17 protein-coding genes are annotated in these 16,325 nt (G+C 33.4%); 13 read left to right on the top strand and 4 right to left on the bottom strand.

Annotation, left to right across the window (positions count from 1 at the left end):
* Positions 1-159 precede the first annotated feature (159 nt).
* The 6 genes from MHH45_RS06435 (at position 160) to MHH45_RS06410 (ending at position 5,716) form a co-directional block, all read left to right on the top strand.
* A complete protein-coding gene (locus MHH45_RS06435; RefSeq protein ID WP_016114542.1) occupies positions 160-981 on the top strand; it encodes a peptidoglycan-N-acetylglucosamine deacetylase in 822 nt (273 codons plus the stop codon).
* A 17-nt stretch (positions 982-998) separates the two neighbouring features.
* Positions 999-1,655: a YkyA family protein gene (locus tag MHH45_RS06430; RefSeq protein WP_088094499.1), complete on the top strand. Its 657-nt coding sequence runs from the start codon at positions 999-1,001 to the stop codon at positions 1,653-1,655.
* Between the two features lie 450 nt (positions 1,656-2,105).
* Positions 2,106-2,783, top strand: coding sequence for an MgtC/SapB family protein (locus tag MHH45_RS06425; RefSeq protein ID WP_003197014.1), 678 nt, complete (start codon positions 2,106-2,108; stop codon positions 2,781-2,783).
* Positions 2,784-3,255: 472 nt separating this feature from the next.
* Positions 3,256-3,786 (top strand): GNAT family N-acetyltransferase, encoded by a 531-nt coding sequence (locus MHH45_RS06420; RefSeq protein ID WP_016114544.1) that lies wholly within the window; start codon positions 3,256-3,258, stop codon positions 3,784-3,786.
* A 225-nt stretch (positions 3,787-4,011) separates the two neighbouring features.
* Entirely contained in the window at positions 4,012-4,218 is a 207-nt protein-coding gene (locus MHH45_RS06415) for an alpha/beta-type small acid-soluble spore protein (protein WP_016114545.1), read from the top strand.
* A 268-nt stretch (positions 4,219-4,486) separates the two neighbouring features.
* Positions 4,487-5,716 (top strand): MFS transporter, encoded by a 1,230-nt coding sequence (locus tag MHH45_RS06410; protein ID WP_016114546.1) that lies wholly within the window; start codon positions 4,487-4,489, stop codon positions 5,714-5,716.
* A gap of 299 nt (positions 5,717-6,015) precedes the next feature.
* Here MHH45_RS06410 and MHH45_RS06405 read toward each other — a convergent pair whose 3' ends face one another.
* On the bottom strand, positions 6,016-6,627 hold the full coding sequence (locus MHH45_RS06405; RefSeq protein ID WP_016114547.1) for a LysE/ArgO family amino acid transporter: 612 nt from the start codon (positions 6,625-6,627) through the stop codon (positions 6,016-6,018).
* Between the two features lie 305 nt (positions 6,628-6,932).
* On the opposite strand from MHH45_RS06405, the gene MHH45_RS06400 reads away from it, so the two are divergent.
* A complete protein-coding gene (locus MHH45_RS06400; RefSeq protein ID WP_003197025.1) occupies positions 6,933-7,100 on the top strand; it encodes a DUF3933 family protein in 168 nt (55 codons plus the stop codon).
* A 226-nt stretch (positions 7,101-7,326) separates the two neighbouring features.
* Positions 7,327-8,160: a VanW family protein gene (locus MHH45_RS06395; protein ID WP_016114548.1), complete on the top strand. Its 834-nt coding sequence runs from the start codon at positions 7,327-7,329 to the stop codon at positions 8,158-8,160.
* A 424-nt stretch (positions 8,161-8,584) separates the two neighbouring features.
* On the opposite strand, the gene MHH45_RS06390 is transcribed toward MHH45_RS06395, so the two are convergent.
* Complete coding sequence (locus MHH45_RS06390) at positions 8,585-9,514, bottom strand: patatin-like phospholipase family protein (RefSeq protein WP_016114549.1); 930 nt, start codon at positions 9,512-9,514, stop codon at positions 8,585-8,587.
* An 88-nt stretch (positions 9,515-9,602) separates the two neighbouring features.
* On the bottom strand, positions 9,603-9,812 hold the full coding sequence (locus tag MHH45_RS06385) for a YjcZ family sporulation protein (protein ID WP_088094498.1): 210 nt from the start codon (positions 9,810-9,812) through the stop codon (positions 9,603-9,605).
* A 239-nt stretch (positions 9,813-10,051) separates the two neighbouring features.
* On the opposite strand from MHH45_RS06385, the gene MHH45_RS06380 reads away from it, so the two are divergent.
* From MHH45_RS06380 to MHH45_RS06365, 4 genes are all read left to right on the top strand, one after another.
* Positions 10,052-10,789, top strand: coding sequence for a YwqG family protein (locus MHH45_RS06380; protein ID WP_016114551.1), 738 nt, complete (start codon positions 10,052-10,054; stop codon positions 10,787-10,789).
* A gap of 206 nt (positions 10,790-10,995) precedes the next feature.
* Positions 10,996-12,156 carry a transglutaminase domain-containing protein gene (locus tag MHH45_RS06375; protein WP_016114552.1) on the top strand — a complete coding sequence of 387 codons (1,161 nt, stop codon included), beginning with the start codon at positions 10,996-10,998 and terminating at the stop codon, positions 12,154-12,156.
* Positions 12,157-12,471: 315 nt separating this feature from the next.
* On the top strand, positions 12,472-12,669 hold the full coding sequence (locus MHH45_RS06370; protein WP_077294406.1) for a DUF4083 domain-containing protein: 198 nt from the start codon (positions 12,472-12,474) through the stop codon (positions 12,667-12,669).
* Between the two features lie 40 nt (positions 12,670-12,709).
* Positions 12,710-13,171, top strand: a complete 462-nt coding sequence (locus MHH45_RS06365) for an NUDIX hydrolase (protein ID WP_016114553.1) — start codon at positions 12,710-12,712, stop codon at positions 13,169-13,171.
* A 70-nt stretch (positions 13,172-13,241) separates the two neighbouring features.
* Here MHH45_RS06365 and nadE read toward each other — a convergent pair whose 3' ends face one another.
* On the bottom strand, positions 13,242-14,060 hold the full coding sequence (gene nadE, locus MHH45_RS06360; RefSeq protein ID WP_016114554.1) for an ammonia-dependent NAD(+) synthetase: 819 nt from the start codon (positions 14,058-14,060) through the stop codon (positions 13,242-13,244).
* A 269-nt stretch (positions 14,061-14,329) separates the two neighbouring features.
* Here nadE and MHH45_RS06355 point away from each other — a divergent pair, with 269 nt between their 5' ends.
* A complete protein-coding gene (locus MHH45_RS06355; protein WP_016114555.1) occupies positions 14,330-16,210 on the top strand; it encodes an FtsX-like permease family protein in 1,881 nt (626 codons plus the stop codon).
* The last annotated feature ends 115 nt before the right edge of the window (positions 16,211-16,325 follow it).

Here is a 16,325-nt window from a genome sequence, read left to right as displayed (position 1 = left end):
ATATATATAGTTAGTGAGAAATTACGAAGTACACGAATTAGGGTAAAACTTCCTTTGTATATAGTTTATTAATGTTCATTTTAGAAGATTGAAAAGAAATTGAATAGATTAATATGAATGGAAGAATTATATAAGATTAATAGAAAGGAATTTCATAGAATGGGAAATGTATTTAATGTAAAAAGCATTATAGTCACAATAGTGGCTGTTGTTGCGATCGCAGTGGGGTATTTTATGTTTCAATCAATCACATCACCAGCTAGGGCAGTAGCAAATCAAGCGAATTCTTTACAGCTTGCAAGTGAGCAGTCAAAAGTGGAGATGAATAAAACAGCACCAAGTCAATTTAATGGTCAAGTCAGAAAAGTTGCCTACCTTACATTTGATGATGGGCCAGGAAAATATACGGCTGAACTACTAAATATATTAAAACAAAATGATGCGAAAGCAACATTTTTCTTAATCGGTGCAAATGTAAAACAATTTGCAGATTTAGTAAAGCGTGAGAAAGCAGAAGGTCATTATGTGGGTATGCATAGTATGACACATGATTTCAAAAAATTGTATACAAATGGCGAGTATGTGAATGAAATGAAAGAAGATCAAGGCTTAATAGCAAATATTATTGGAGAATTTCCGAAATTAACACGTCCTCCGTACGGTTCTATGCCTGGTTTAAATGAAGCGCTTCGTAATAAAGTAGTAGAAGATGGCTTAAAAGTTTGGGATTGGACGATTGACTCTTTAGATTGGAGATATAATAAAATGCCTGTTGATGCTGCTTCAGCAAAAATTGTTGAAAATGTAATTACAGGTGCAACGAATCCTAAAGAAGTTATCTTAATGCATGATATTCATCCGCAATCTGTTGCAGCAGTACCGGCAATTATAAAAGGATTAAAAGAAAAAGGTTATGAATTTGAAGCGTATCATGAAGGTGATCACTTCCCGTTGAATTTTTGGCATGACAAACGTATGTAACATAGGAGGAAAAGAAGTTGGATTATAGAAAATTAGCACTAGTTGGAGCATTATCAGTAGGATTATTATCAGGTTGTTTTGGCGAAAAGCCAGAAGAAAATCTATTTGTTGCATTTGAAAACGCAGCTAAACAAGAAAAGTCATTGTTTGAAGATGCGAAAAAATTAGAGACGCTGGAAAAACAAGGACAGGAATTATATGCTCAAATTATAAAAGAAGGAAAAGAGCATAATGAGGCTGTTGCCCAAAAATTAGACCAAGCAGTTTCAAATGTGGGCGAGCGTGAAAAAATATTAAAAAATGAAAAAGATGCATTAGAGAAAGCACAGAAAGAGACGAACTCAGTTCAAAGTAATGTAGAGAAAATTGAAGATAAAAAAATACAAAAACAAGCGAAAAAAGTAGAAGAAGCTTATAAGAATCGTTATGATGCTTTTCAAAAAATGAACGAAAGCTATATGAAATCAATGGCGATTGAAAAAGAACTTTATGCGGAGTTAAAAGTAAAAGAAACAAAGTTAAAAGAAATCGGCGAGAAAGTGAAAGCTGTAAATCAATTAACGGAAGAAATGCAAAAAGAAAAAGAGAAGTTCAATGGATATACAAAAGAGTATAATGAAGGAAAACTAGCATTCTATAAGGAAGCGAAAATTAAGGTTAAGGAACAAAAATAAAGTACATAAATCCAAATTAAAAAACTGCCATAAATCCTTTCTTTTTAGGGGGAGAGAGCATCCGGCCATGCATAGAAGTGGTCAGATCCTCTTCTTGCCCCATGCTAAGTGAAAACAGAGAGAGAAAACGAGTGCAAGTCACCTATTTTCTTTGTAGCAGCGATTTATATGTCGAAAAATCAAAGTGGATTTATATAGTATGATGTTAGGTAATACGTAAATTTAAGGTGTAAGGCTCAAATGCGAAAAGGTAATGAAATACCTTAATCAAATAATATAGACAAAAAAGCCGAAAGACATTTAAAATATAATGTTTTTCGGTTTTTTTAACTTGTAGGACAGAAAAGACTGGAAATGAAATTCTAAAAGAGTTATAGTTTAATGTTTAAGGAGAAAAAAGATGTTTCAGAAAAGAAATGATGAACATCATATAAGTAAGGAGAATGAAAAATGACATATGAATTTTTACTCAAATTAGGTTTGGCACTCTTTTTAGGTTTATTTATAGGGATTGACAGGCAACTAAAGAATAAACCACTCGGTGTGAAAACAAGTATGGTCATTTCTGTAGCAAGTTGTTTAATTACGATGGTTTCGATTGAATCTGTGAATGTTTACTCTTCACCAGGACATACAAATATGGACCCAATGCGTTTAGCAGCACAAATTGTAAGTGGTGTTGGTTTCCTTGGGGCAGGTGTAATTTTAAGAAGAAATAATGATGTGATTTCAGGATTAACAACAGCATCAATGGTTTGGGCAGCATCTGCTTTAGGGATTGCAATTGGGGCAGGCTTTTATATACAAGCAATAGTTGCGATGATTTTAATTATATTGGCTATAAATGTATTGCCACACCTTGTTAAAATAGCAGGTCCTTATTCTTTAAGACAAAGGGATTTAGCGATTAAAATTATCGTAAAAGAGCACCGAGAATTAGATGGCATTTTTAAACAAATTAAAAACTTAAACATGCAAGTGAAACGCGTGAAAATTAAAGATATTGATAGTGAATCTCAGCAATTAGAAATGGTTATATTAGCACCTGAAGATTTATATACAACCGAATTATACAGTTCCTTAAAGGAAATTGATCATATTGTTTCGGTTGAGGTTGAAAGTAGATAATTATAAAGTTTAATGAGTGAAACAAGATTAAATCAAAAAAGGGTGATGAAATTCACCCTTTTTTATTTGAAAAGTATTGTTTTTTTACACTATTATGAGTAGTAATAACCATCCTTTAGTTTTAGAAAAAATAAAGAAGTTAAGCGAAAGATGAAGAACCTCCCATGATTAAAATTCCACTTTATCAGCAGGGAAAACAAGACCGATTTGTTGTCTAGCCTCCCATAATTTTTTTGCTTTAACCTTGAATAAACCGCTGTAAGAGAAAAGTCTTATAATATACGTGAATCTTCGATAGATCTAGTTGTGATTGTATTTGTTCCAACTATTCCAACTTTAAAATGTTTTTGATATGAATTGCCATAGGAAATTAATTATATAGGGAAGAAAGGGAAATATTAAATGATTTGCTTAATTGATATAGATCCTATGTTCCCCTTTGGTATAATGAGGGACAAGAGGGGGAGAGGAAATGGATATAACAATTAGAAAGGCAACAGAAAAGGATATAAAAGGGATCGCAAAAGTGCATGTTGATAGTTGGAAAATAACATATAAAGGAATAATATCTGATGAAATCATAGACAATGCAACGTATGAAAGTCGGGAAAAGCAATGGGAAAATATCTTTAAACAAGCAGTAGGAAATGAATATAGGTATGTGGCAGAAACGTTTGATCAGAAAATTATAGGATTTATTGATGGTGGTCATGAAAGAACAGGAAAGTATAATTGTGACGGAGAACTGTATGCGATTTACTTATTGAAAGAATATCAAGGAAATAAATTAGGAAAGAGATTATTTCAAGAACTTGTGTCAGAATTTATAAAAAATGATATGTCTTCTGTATTAGTATGGGTTGTTTCTAGTAATCCTTCTAAGCTTTTTTATGAAAAATTTAGACCAGAACTCATTGATACAAAATTTTTGAAAAGGTTAGATGTAGAAGAAACAGCATATTGTTGGAGAAATATTAAAAGTCTGTATAAGAGCTTAACATAATAAAATAATTATATTATGTTAACAGTTGTTGTTATTGTATTGTAGGATTGAATAAAAATAAAATATGAAGTTTTCAGCTTACGAATGTATTTAGCCCATGGGAAGGTGTATTCATACTAGGACTTTTATTACAGAATTAAAAAATGTATACTTTTTTACCAATAAATACCAAGTATAAAACTTGTGATTTTTAAACATTTTAATATATAAAGGAGGTGAACGGTAATGGCTAGAAATCGTAATTCAAATCAGTTAGCATCAAACGGAGCACAAGCAGCTCTTGATCAAATGAAGTATGAAATTGCACAGGAATTTGGTGTACAACTCGGAGCCGATACTTCTTCACGTGCGAATGGTTCTGTAGGTGGTGAAATCACAAAACGCCTTGTAGCTATGGCAGAACAACAGCTTGGTGGCGGGTATACTCGTTAATTTAAAGCAGTATGAAAGAAAGGAAGAATTCTTCCTTTCTTTTTTGTATAGCTTTTACTAAAACAAAAGTGAGTTTTCCATTTAATAGCACGAATATACTGTTATAAGGATTGGGAAAATAGAAGTAATGCTATGATATACTCCAATTTCTTTTGTTATATAAGTTGAAAAGCAGACAAAATGTGATAGCCCTGATGAAATTTAAAAATGAATTTCATCAGGGTTACTATATGGAAAGAAATACGTGAGGAAGGGTCTCGAAATCAACATGCTAAAAAAAGAAAACTGTTGTTTAATTGCACTTGCATCTGTTCCACTTGTTATGACATTAGGAAATTCGATGCTAATTCCAATCCTTCCGACACTTGAAAAAAAACTCCATATCTCTTCTTTTCAAGTATCCATGATTATTACATTATATTCTATCGTTGCTATTGTATTGATTCCGATTGCTGGGTATTTATCGGATCGCTGGGGACGTAAAATGGTAATGGTTCCAAGTTTGTTAATTGCAGCTATCGGTGGTGCAATAACGGGTTGGGTATCATGGAAAGTGGAAAATCCATATGTTTGGATTCTAATTGGAAGAGCGATTCAAGGGATAGGTGCTGCTGGAGCGATGCCAGTTGTAATCCCATGTGTTGGCGATTTATATAAAGATGAAAAACAAGTAAGTACGGGATTAGGGATTATTGAAACGTCAAATACATTTGGGAAAGTTCTAAGTCCAATATTAGGTTCTGCTCTCGCAGCAGTAGTATGGTTTTTACCATTTTGGTCCATTCCAGTTTTATGTGCAGTTGCTATCATCTTATTATTACTGTTAGTAAAAGCAAAGAAACAAGAAAATCAAGCACCACCTCTCAAAGAATTCATTCAATCAATTGGTTCGACTTTCCAAGAAAAGGGAAGATGGTTAGTCGCAATTTTTGCATTAGGTGCTATCATTATGCTCATATTATTTGGAATTCTTTTTTATTTGTCTACGATATTGGAAGAGAAATATAACATTCATGGAATTTGGAAAGGATGTATACTTGCGATTCCGTTGCTTGTATTATCAATAAGTTCATACATGGCAGGAAAGAAAATTGGTGATGACCAAGATGTTATGAAAAAATGTATATATATCGGGTTTATATTAGCAGCCGCGTCTGTTATACTTCCATTATTTTTAAAAGGCATTTACTTGTTAATTCTTTGTCTTGTTGTTATGGGAAGCGGAATCGGGATTGCTTTACCGTGTTTAGATGCTCTTATTACACAAGGAATTGAAAAAGAACAAAGAGGAACTGTTACCTCTTTTTATAGTTCAATGCGTTTTATTGGTGTAGCAGCGGGACCACCTCTGTATTCTTACTTTATGAAGGGTACAGATCATGAAGTATTTTACGTAACCTGTATATTTGCAGTTGTTGGAGCAATTATTACAATTGTGTGGATTAAGCCTAAAAAGAATAATAAACCTTTAAATTCAGTTCCGGAACCTAAATCTTAATTCGAAATTTTATAAGAGATATTAAAAAATCCATCCGCAAATGATTGCAAATGGATTTTTTAATATCTCATTTCAACTTGTTAGTTCTCTTTCGTATGATCAACATAGCGACCATAATCGGGTATTGTTAGTTAATCGGAATTTTCAATAAGTTTATTCAGGCCCGCTGTTAATGACTTATCGGATATCGGAATTCCATATAAGTAACTGCTCCTTTTATGAACATTATACAAGAAATACAACTTTAATTATTGTTTAACAATTACCTATAAATATACTGAACCGTTATACTTTCTTTTCTAAAAAATGAGTTGTTTTAGCATGTAAAGAGCAACTCCCCAAATAATAACCCCTGAAATTTTATTTAGAATTGCAATTGTGTTTCCTGATGAATGTAATTTTCCAAGCACGCGCCCTGCAAATGCTAAGCCAATAAACCAAAGCCAAGAAACTATAATTGTTGTAAAAGTAAAGGCCCATTTTTCGCTGCCTACATATTGAATAGAGTTTGTGCCAATGACGCCAATTGTATCTAAAATTGCATGTGGATTCAATAAGGAAACAGAAGCGGCAAAGATAATTTGCTTTTTGATAGTCATCGTTTTTGCTTCAATCGTCTCTTTTGTAGAATCACTTTTCCAAATCATCCATCCCATATAAATCAGAAAGAAAAATCCAATTACATAAAGTGTTGTTGTTAGCCATGAAAAGGTCAGAAGCATAAGTGATACCCCTTGTACTGCAATCAAAATTAAAATTGTATCGCAGATTGATGCGGTTAGGACAACTGGTGTAGCCCGTAAAATATTTGGCTGACTAGCACCTTGGTTAAAGACAAAGACGTTTTGTACACCTAATGGAATAATGAGTCCAAACGCAAGAACCATTCCGTGAAGAATTGCTTCAATCATTTTATTTCCTCCCATATAAATTACTGAAATATGATAGTGTATATTGTATAAAAGAAAATCGAAATTGTATCCATCCATATGGTTGGATAACAAACCAACCAAAAATCAGTGGAGTGATAATATGGAACGATTTGACTGGAAGCCAATATTTACGTCTTTCTTATTCATATGCCTCAATGCATGATATAGAGAACGGGATTGAAATGGTTGCGAGATTGATAAAGAATCTCTCAGTATAATAATCACAATTTTTAGAAGTGAAAAATGATATCATAAATACCAGTAATTGAAAAAGGAGAAGAAATATGAAACAATATGTCATTTGTCAGGTTATCGATGGAACAAAGTATTTAGCTGCCTATGCAGAAACAAAACAAGAAGCGATTGAAAAAGCAGAATTATTAGGGTTAAGGACGGGAAGCCGCTACGTTGTTGTTACTGCTGAAGAAGCGGAGGGATTACAGTATCCCTAATTGTTAAGCTACTAAAATAGAGAGAAAGAGTGAATCTAAGATTCGCTCTTTTTTCATATTTGTATAAAATTAACTTCAAATATCATTTCTTTGTTTCTAAGATAATACTATACTTATTTCTGTATATTATAATATTTTATTTGAAAACAGTAATAAGAATGCTGTATGAGCTTATAAGTATTATTTTAACCATAGAAAATACATAGATGATAGAGGAGAGAATAAAATGAATGAAGTAAACATACGGCCTAAAAAAAGGTCTAAGTATCGTATTATGTTAGGAACGTGGTATTACTCTGTAAAAAGGAATATTCAATGGTTAACGGATGGGAAAAAGTATGCTAAAACTTTTCAACAAGAAAAGTTACCTTGTACTGTTATACAGCATCGAACGATACTGCTTCGTAAACTTAAAGATGTAGATATGTGGTATCAAGAGAATAAAATTATTAATTTGAAAATCGCTATTAAACAGTTAAATGGTGTTGTAATTAAGCCGGGAGAAACATTTTCTTATTGGCGTTTGATAGGTAAGACTACAAAGAGAAAAGGATATGTAGAAGGAATGGTATTGCATTATGGTATTTTTAAACCAGGAGTTGGAGGTGGGCTTTGTCAACTTTCAAATTTAATATACTGGATGACATTACATACAACACTAACCGTAACAGAGCGATATCGTCATAGCTATGATGTATTTCCTGATTCAAAGCGTACACAGCCGTTTGGAAGTGGTGCGACTTGCTCCTATAACTATCTTGATTTACAAATAAAAAATGAAACAGATCAAGCTTATCAACTTCATCTTTACGTGACAGATGAACACTTAGTAGGGGAATGGAGAACAGCCTATCCTCAGCTTTACCAATATGAAGTATATGAAAAAGAACATGCAATTAAGCCAGCGTATTGGGGTGGCTATATCCGATGTAATGTCATACATCGTAGAGCGTTTAATCAACAAAAACAGTTTGTTGAGGATCAATATGTAACGGGAAATCACGCAATAATGATGTATGAGCCACTTCTGGCTTATAGTAGTGGTAAAAGTGAGGAGTAGTACTTTATGAAGAAGCCTAATAAAATGAAACTTTAATTTTACGGGTAGTTAATCTTACCTCTAACATCTAACATCTTTACTTTCGTCGGACTTTGAGTTGGAGGTATTATTGTTCGTAAGTAGTAGGATAAAACATTTAGTTTATTAGGCTTATTTCTTTTTTATCCCGCATTAACGGACAGTAACACTCCCACCTCAAAATTCAGCGAAAGCAAAGAAGTTAGGTGGGAGATGAACTGTCCGTAAAAGCCCGATTCGTTCAACTAATAATCAGTGGGGGATGAAGAAAACCCCCACTGATTAAAGTTTCACTTTATGATTTAGTGGTCTTACAATATCCATGTGAAAATAATGAAAAAAGTAAATGAATACAGTAAGAGGTATTTTTCTAAGGATTCTATGGATAGCGATGCTAATTTCTTTTTCAAATTCGATTCCCGTTTCTAAATCGATTAATATATGTTTTGAAATTCCAAGACTGTAAAAATTTTTCGGTAGCGTTAAAACCAGACTGATAAAGCCATTCTTTTTCCTCAGTAGTTAATTGGAATTTTGTACTTGTAATTGTTCCAGTTGGAATTGCAATGGTTCTTGCTTTCGATTCTTTATCTAGATGGCGTAAGTCATGTGCTTGCATCATCGTTTTGAATAAGCCTTTAAACATCGAGATGGGATCTTCATAAGGGACAGGTTCAGCTTGTATTTCATTTTTTACAAAATGAAAGCCAAAAGTTGGCCAACGGGGTATATTAGGTGAGTCAAAAATCCAAATTGGATAATTACTAAGAAGACCTCCATCAACCATATAACAAGGTTGTTTCCATTTAGGTGTTTTCCATTTTACTGGTTCGAAATAGAAAGGGATAGTACTGCTCATTCTAACAGCTTTTGCGATAGAGAAATCTTGATTTGTAAATCCATAGTTTGGTAAATCATCAGGGAAAATAACCATCTTTCCATTACTAATATCTGAGGCAATGATTTTTAAGTTTTGTGGATTAGATAAGTCGCTAAAATTATGAATCCCTTTTTTGTGTAGTAAGTCTTCTAACCATGTTTCTAAAAAATCATTTGAATAAATCCCTAATTTAGCCCATGCATTTAATCCCTTTCCTACAAAAGGAATTTTCTCAAGTAAAGTTTTTTTTATAAATTGATGATAATTAACGTTACTAATAATTATTTTTAATTCTTCACAAGAGTAACCTGCTGCCAGAAGGGCTGCAATAATAGCTCCAGCTGATGTTCCCGCTACACGTTCACATTCATAGCCTTGCTTTGCTAATGCACAAATTGCACCAACATGTGCAATTCCTCGAACGCCGCCACCTTCAAAGACACCATCGATGTTCATAGAAATAATTCCTTTCAAAGATTGGATTTGCCGTATAGCAAAAAAGCACGTGATTCACGTGCTTTTTTACAATAGTTTTTAAAGCTACTTAGCAACCGATGAAGCCACCCCAGCAGCTAGCTCCAATGATGATTAAAAGGATGAATAAAACGATTAATAAAGCGAAACCGCCGTAACCACAACCGCCACCGCAACTACCACCAAAACCGCCGTAACCGCCGTAACCGCAACTACCACCAAAACCGCCGTAACCGCCGCCACCGCAACTGCCACCAAAACCGCCGTAACCGTAACCCATATGGAATGCCTCCTTATAATAAGAGTTGGAATAAAGAAAAATGAACAATTAGAGGATCTGCTATAAGGAATTATGAAAGATCGTGTTTGTAGGAACACTGTATACTATGCTGTTTTAAACTTATTCGCGTCCTAGGGATAAGCCCGTTTTTTTGAATAGCTTATTTCGATTTTTTAGGATGAAGGATGTACTGTATGTGTGTTATGATACGGATAAGCACATTTACGTAAGGAGAAGTTATGAGAAACCAGATTGATTTATTAATTGATAAATATGATTTAACACATATGAAACCAGAACTATTAGTTACTATATTTCCATGTGTAAAAGTTATTCCGAGACAAGAGGAGTCACTTTCAATTGGCTGTTCAAAGATGGGGGGAATGCCTGATGTTCCATCTACATTTGAATACCCAACTTATGAAGGGAAGGCATTAGATTTTATTGCACAATTCAATCTAGCTGACCTACAAGGCGTGAACATAGAGCATGACTTACCTAAAACAGGTATGTTGTATTTCTTCTATAATGGCAATTATCAATATGAAGGTACTTGGCGTGTTCTATATTATAACGTTTCGCTAGAACAATTACAGAGGATAAGTGGTCAACCATCAAAATATACACAATGTGCATTATCATTTAAGCTAACATATAAACTCCCTGAGCTATTTATTGAAGATGAAGCTGATTCGGATCGTTTTCTACAACTATTAGAGGAATTAATGCCAGATCATTATGATAATCATCAAGTATTTGGTGAACCGTTCTCAGTGCAAAGAGAAGTATTTGAGGAGGCTGGAGAATATGCTGGTATTAATGATCAGGATATGACATTGTTATTCCAAGTTGACTCTGACTATACAAATTGTAATATGATGTGGGGAGATTTAGGGATGCTGTATTTCTGCATTGGAAATGAAGATTTAAAGCAACGTCGTTTTGAAAATACATGCTGTGTATTGCAGTCTTGTTAGAAGGAAAAGCAGTAGTTAATTCTTATTGAGGAGTTTACTGCTTTTCTTTTATGATATATTTTTTAAAAATTCGATATTTAGTGATGATAAAATAATGATTAATAAATATGCACAATCCCATATTTTCTTTTTGAAAAAGTATTGTATACTTTAAAAATATATGAACATTGTTTATGATTTTAAGTAGAAGGGCGTGACAAGATGAGATGAAGAAATCAAACAAGTACTTAACAGCTGTCGCACTTTGTTCAACGATTATGATTGGTGGTTTACAAGTTCCTGCAGTATCTTATGCAGCTACAAATGAAAAAGTAGACGATATAAAACCGGATACCAAATTATTAAAAAGTTTCCAAAAAGAATTAAAAAAACATATTGATAATCGTGAAGAAAATATTACAATCGCATATAAAACAAAAGCTAAGAATGGTAGAGAAGTGATGGATACGCTCTATAAAGAGTATACTAAGATAGTAGATGCAGATGAGTACTTAAAATACAATGTAGCAAGTACAAAATATTCAATTCATGGTATACCAGGAAATTATACTTTTACATTAAAAATTACATATCGTGAATCAAAAGAACAAACGCAACATGTAAAGGCGCAAGCAAAATCAATTATAAGTTCTATTTTGAAGGTTGGCATGGATGAGCATGAAAAAGTGAAAGCAATTCATGATTATGTTGTGAAACATGTTTCATACGATACTTCCTATAAAGCTTATACGGCGTATGAAGCGTTGGTGAATCGTTCAGCGGTTTGTCAAGGATATACATTATTAACCTATCAATTATTAAAAGAAGCAGGTATTCAATCCCATATCGTAACTGGGATGGGGGATGGGCAAGCGCATGCCTGGAATCTAGTGAATATCGATGGGAAATGGTATCATCTCGATACTACGTTTGATGATCCGGTTCCAGATAAAGAGGGACGTGTAACCTATTCATATTTTAATATGTCTGATGAACAATTAAGTAAAGATCATAGCTGGGATCGGAGTAAATATCCGGCAGCAACAACAAATTATTATAATGAATTAACAAGTAAAATCAAAGTAGGAAGTCCAAAAACACTGGTATATCAGCAAATGTTAAAGGATACAAATCTTGTATATTTATCTGCTAAATATGGAGCGGATAACTACAATGAATTAAAGAAAAAATTACAGAAGCAATTTGCAGGACAACCTAAAAAAGTAGAAGTGCGCTATAAGCAGTCTATGGATGGAACGATGCAAGATGTTAAAAAAGTATTAAATGAAATTTCTTGGCCAAACGGAGTGAAACGAGTTTCTTATCAAGTAGCTCCATATAGTGCGCAAGCTGACTATTCATTGGCGACGATTACGTTTAAGTATTAATGAAAAGAGTATCTTCCGTAGATACTCTTTTTTCTTAGTTGTTAGTAGCAAGGGAAGCTAAAATAACTAAGTCATATAAAATGAAACTTTAATCAGTGGGGCTTTCTCCATTCCCCACTGATTATTAGCCCTCACCAATCTGGCTTTTACGGGCAGTTGCTCCTCTTTGCTTCTGCTGAATTTTGAGGTGGGGATCTTACTGCCCGCAAATAGCGGGATAAAACTATTATTTTTAGAATGGATAACACATGATTAAAACTCTATTTATTGTTAAGTTATGTTAAAATTATAAAAAATAGAAATGGGTTGAATGATGTGTCTTTATTTGAAAATGATATATTTGCAATGATTTACTTGTGCGTCATGATAGGCCTTATTGTGTTATTTGTCGTATCTTTCACTCTTTTCATTCGGAGATTACTAATAAATTCTTCTACAAAAAATGTTCATTCCGACCAGATAGAGAAAAAACTCGATAAAATTATTGAATTACTTGAAAAAGATAAAAAATAATTAAATAGAAATAGACGAACGGTGTATTGGGGGAGTTAAGATGGCTGATTACATTAGAAAGCTACGAACAAAAGTAGGGCATGAATGTGTGATATTAAATTTTTCTGGTGGCTGTGTTTTTAACGAAGCAGGTGAAGTACTTCTTCAAAAAAGGGGAGATAACGGAGGATGGGGATTTCCAGGAGGAGCAATGGAGATTGGAGAATCGGCTGAAGAAACTGCAATTCGAGAAATAAGGGAAGAGACTGGGTATATGGTGCAAGTAGATGAGTTTATAGGCGTATATACAAAATATTTTCATACATATCCGAATGGGGATCAAGTACAGACGATTGGATTGTTCTTTAAATGCTCTATAATTGGTGGAAGTAAAAAGATAGATGGGGAAGAAACTTTAGATTTACAGTTTTTCCCGTTAGATCAAATGCCTGTACTATTTAATGAACAGCATAAGGATTGTTTGCAAGATATTCTGAAAGGGAAAACAGCTGTATATCGTTAATAAAATAATATTTTAACAAAGTCTGCAAAAAAGAAGCCAATATAAATTGACTTCTTTTTTCTTTATATGTTTATTTCCACCAATCATCAAACATTGATGCCGGTGTTTGTCTTTTATGTTCACTTACTGTATAACGTTTTTCGATTTTTTCGGCAACGCCTTCAGGAACTGCTTTTCCTTCTAAGTAATCATCTAGTTGATCGTATGTAATGCCTAATTCTGTTTCGTCAGCTTGACCTGGCTTTTCGTCTAATAAATCAGCTGTTGGCATTTTTAAGTAAAGACGTTCTTCAGCACCTAATTCTTGTAATAAAGCTCTTCCTTGACGTTTTGTTAGGCCTGTAAGTGGTAGAAGGTCAGCACCGCCATCTCCAAATTTTGTGAAGAATCCTGTTACAGCCTCAGCAGCGTGATCTGTTCCGATAACAAGTAAACCTTGTTGTCCGCCAATTGCATATTGTGTGACCATACGAATGCGAGCTTTGACGTTTCCTTTATTGAAGTCTGTTAATGACTCTCCTAATAAGTCTTTATATTGGTTTGAAAATGCATCAACTGTTGTTGCAATATCGAAAGCAACAGATTGTTCAGGTTTAATAAATTGTAGTGCTAACTGTGCATCATCTTCATCTTTTTGTACGTGATATGGAAGACGTACAGCAATAAATGTTACGTTGCCTCCTTCATTGCGAACTTCTTCAACTGCAAGTTGTGCTAAGCGACCTGCTAGTGTAGAATCTTGCCCACCACTAATTCCAAGCACAAATCCTTTTGCACCTGTTTTTCTTAAATAGTCCTTTAAGAAATCAATTCGTTTACGAATTTCTGCTTTCGGATCAATTATAGGTTGAACATGCAGCGCTTCCATAATTTGTTCTTGTAATGTCATTATGTTTTCCTCCTATTCATATAGAACAAGCAATACGTTTATATGTACTGATTCATATATCTCCACCCTTATTATTTCGCAAAATTAGCGAATATACAATAGGTTGAACGTATGAATATGAATGTAGTTATTATAATGAAACTGTTTCGTTTAATCAATTTTTCTGTAACCTTTCAAAAATGTAAGGTTTTTGTCATTTGAATCGATGGAAGATATTTCTTCGCTTTATTATGATAGCGATATAGTTATTGAAAGAGCGGAGGTACAATATGAATATTAGAGAATTAGCGTTTCGTAATGTAACGCGAAATAGACGAACGTATTCAGCTTATTTTTTGAGTAGTACATTTGCAATTATGGCCTTTTTTGTTTACTCATTTTTTGCTTTTCATCCTGCATTAAGCGCAGGCCAATTAGGTCAATATGTATTTGTAAGTATGTCTGTTGCACAGGCCATTATTTATCTTTTTACGTTTTTCTTTATTTTGTATTCAATGGGAATGTTTTTAAAAACAAGAAAGCGTGAATTAGGGATTTTAATGATGCTAGGTATGACGAAATTTCAATTAAAGCGTCTTATCTTTTTTGAAAATGTTATGATCGGTATCGCTGCAATTATTACAGGTATCATTTGTGGCATGCTGTTTTCGGGTATATTGATTTTGGTAGCGCCATTATTATTAAAGTTAGATCTATCTTTATCATACTATGTACCAACAACAGCAATCGGTGTAACAAGCATTATGTTTTTCATATTATTTATTATCATTTCTTTCTTTAGTGCAGGGATGATTCGTAAAAATCAAATCATGAAATTGTTTAGAGGCTCAGTAAAAGCAAAGCCTGAACCAAAAGCTTCAATTATTTCTTCGTTCTTAGCTATAGTATTGCTTGGAGTGGGATATATAGGTGCTTTAACTTCGCATGGTGTAATGGTTTTTATTATGTTGATTCCCGTAACGACAGTTGTCATTATTGGTACATATTTACTGTATAAGCAGCTCAGTGTATTTATTATTCGAGCATGTAAAAAGAGTAAACGGTTGTATTGGACGAGAACGAATATTATTACTCTTTCAGATTTAGCGTATCGAATGAGGGATAATGCAAGGATGTTCTTTATTGTAACGATTATTTCGACCGTTGCTTTTTCAGCTATAGGTACGTTAGTTGGTTTTGCTTCCATGACAAAAGGAGTGATGGATCAACCGATTGCATTTCATTATCACTCTGCACAGGAGAATGGAAACGAATTACAGCATGTACAAGCCATTGGGCAAACATTGAAGAAACATAAGATATCTGCTGAAAAAATAGATATTGTATCAAAGAAAACTGAAAATAAACCACTAAGAGATGCGACATTTGTAAGAGAATCTGATTATAAAAAGTATGCAAAGTTAACGGGGGAGCCAGTTGATTTATTAACTGAAAATGCAGTACTATTTCTATCGATAGAAATACCAGGTCCACCGAAAAAAGAGAGAACAACAATTGAATTACCGAATGATAACAAATCGTTGCAGGTAAAAAAAGTTAACACATCTTCTCTTGGTAAAGTACTTACTGGAAATATCTATGTAGTTTCAGAAACTCAATATAATCTACTACAAGATGGATTCAAAGAAGTAAAAGATTACATGTATAAAACAAAGGAAACAAAAAATGAAATTGAAGCTGGAAAAGAACTCACAAACCAAATAAAACCTTATCAAGAACATTCAAGGTTTAGTGCGGCAGAATATGATCAAAATCAGGCTTTACAATTTGCTGGACCTGTTTTATTTGTAGGATTCTTTATCGGAATTGTATTCTTTGTTTGTGCAGGTAGCTTTCTATACTTCCGCCTATTCTCTGACTTAGAAGATGATTATCGTTTATTTGATTCTATTCGAAAAGTAGGATTAACAAGTGGTGAGTTAGCAAAAGTAGTAACCATTCGATTAGCGTTATTATTCTTTGTTCCGATTGGTGTTGCAACGTTACACGGTGCAGTTGCATTAACAACTTTGGGACAAATGTTTGAGTATTCGCTGTTAAAAGAGAATGCAATTGTATTAAGTATATTTGTAGGAATTCAAATTGTATATTTCATTTTGATACGATCTCGTTATTTAAAGCAATTGAAGGAAAGATTGCGGATGAGTTAACATATAGTAGTTCATAAAATTCCCCTAACACATGAGGTTAGGGGAGTTTTTATTATATAAATAAAAACTTGGATATTTTTAAGAGTTTACATGTAATTTTTTAATAATTGCATAT

Origin of the sequence: Bacillus sp. FSL K6-0042 (genome assembly GCF_038006685.1) — a bacterium.
Lineage (GTDB): Bacteria > Bacillota > Bacilli > Bacillales > Bacillaceae_G > Bacillus_A > Bacillus_A pseudomycoides.
Note: the sequence above shows the minus strand (reverse complement) of the source record. Positions and strands in the feature narration are given on the sequence as shown.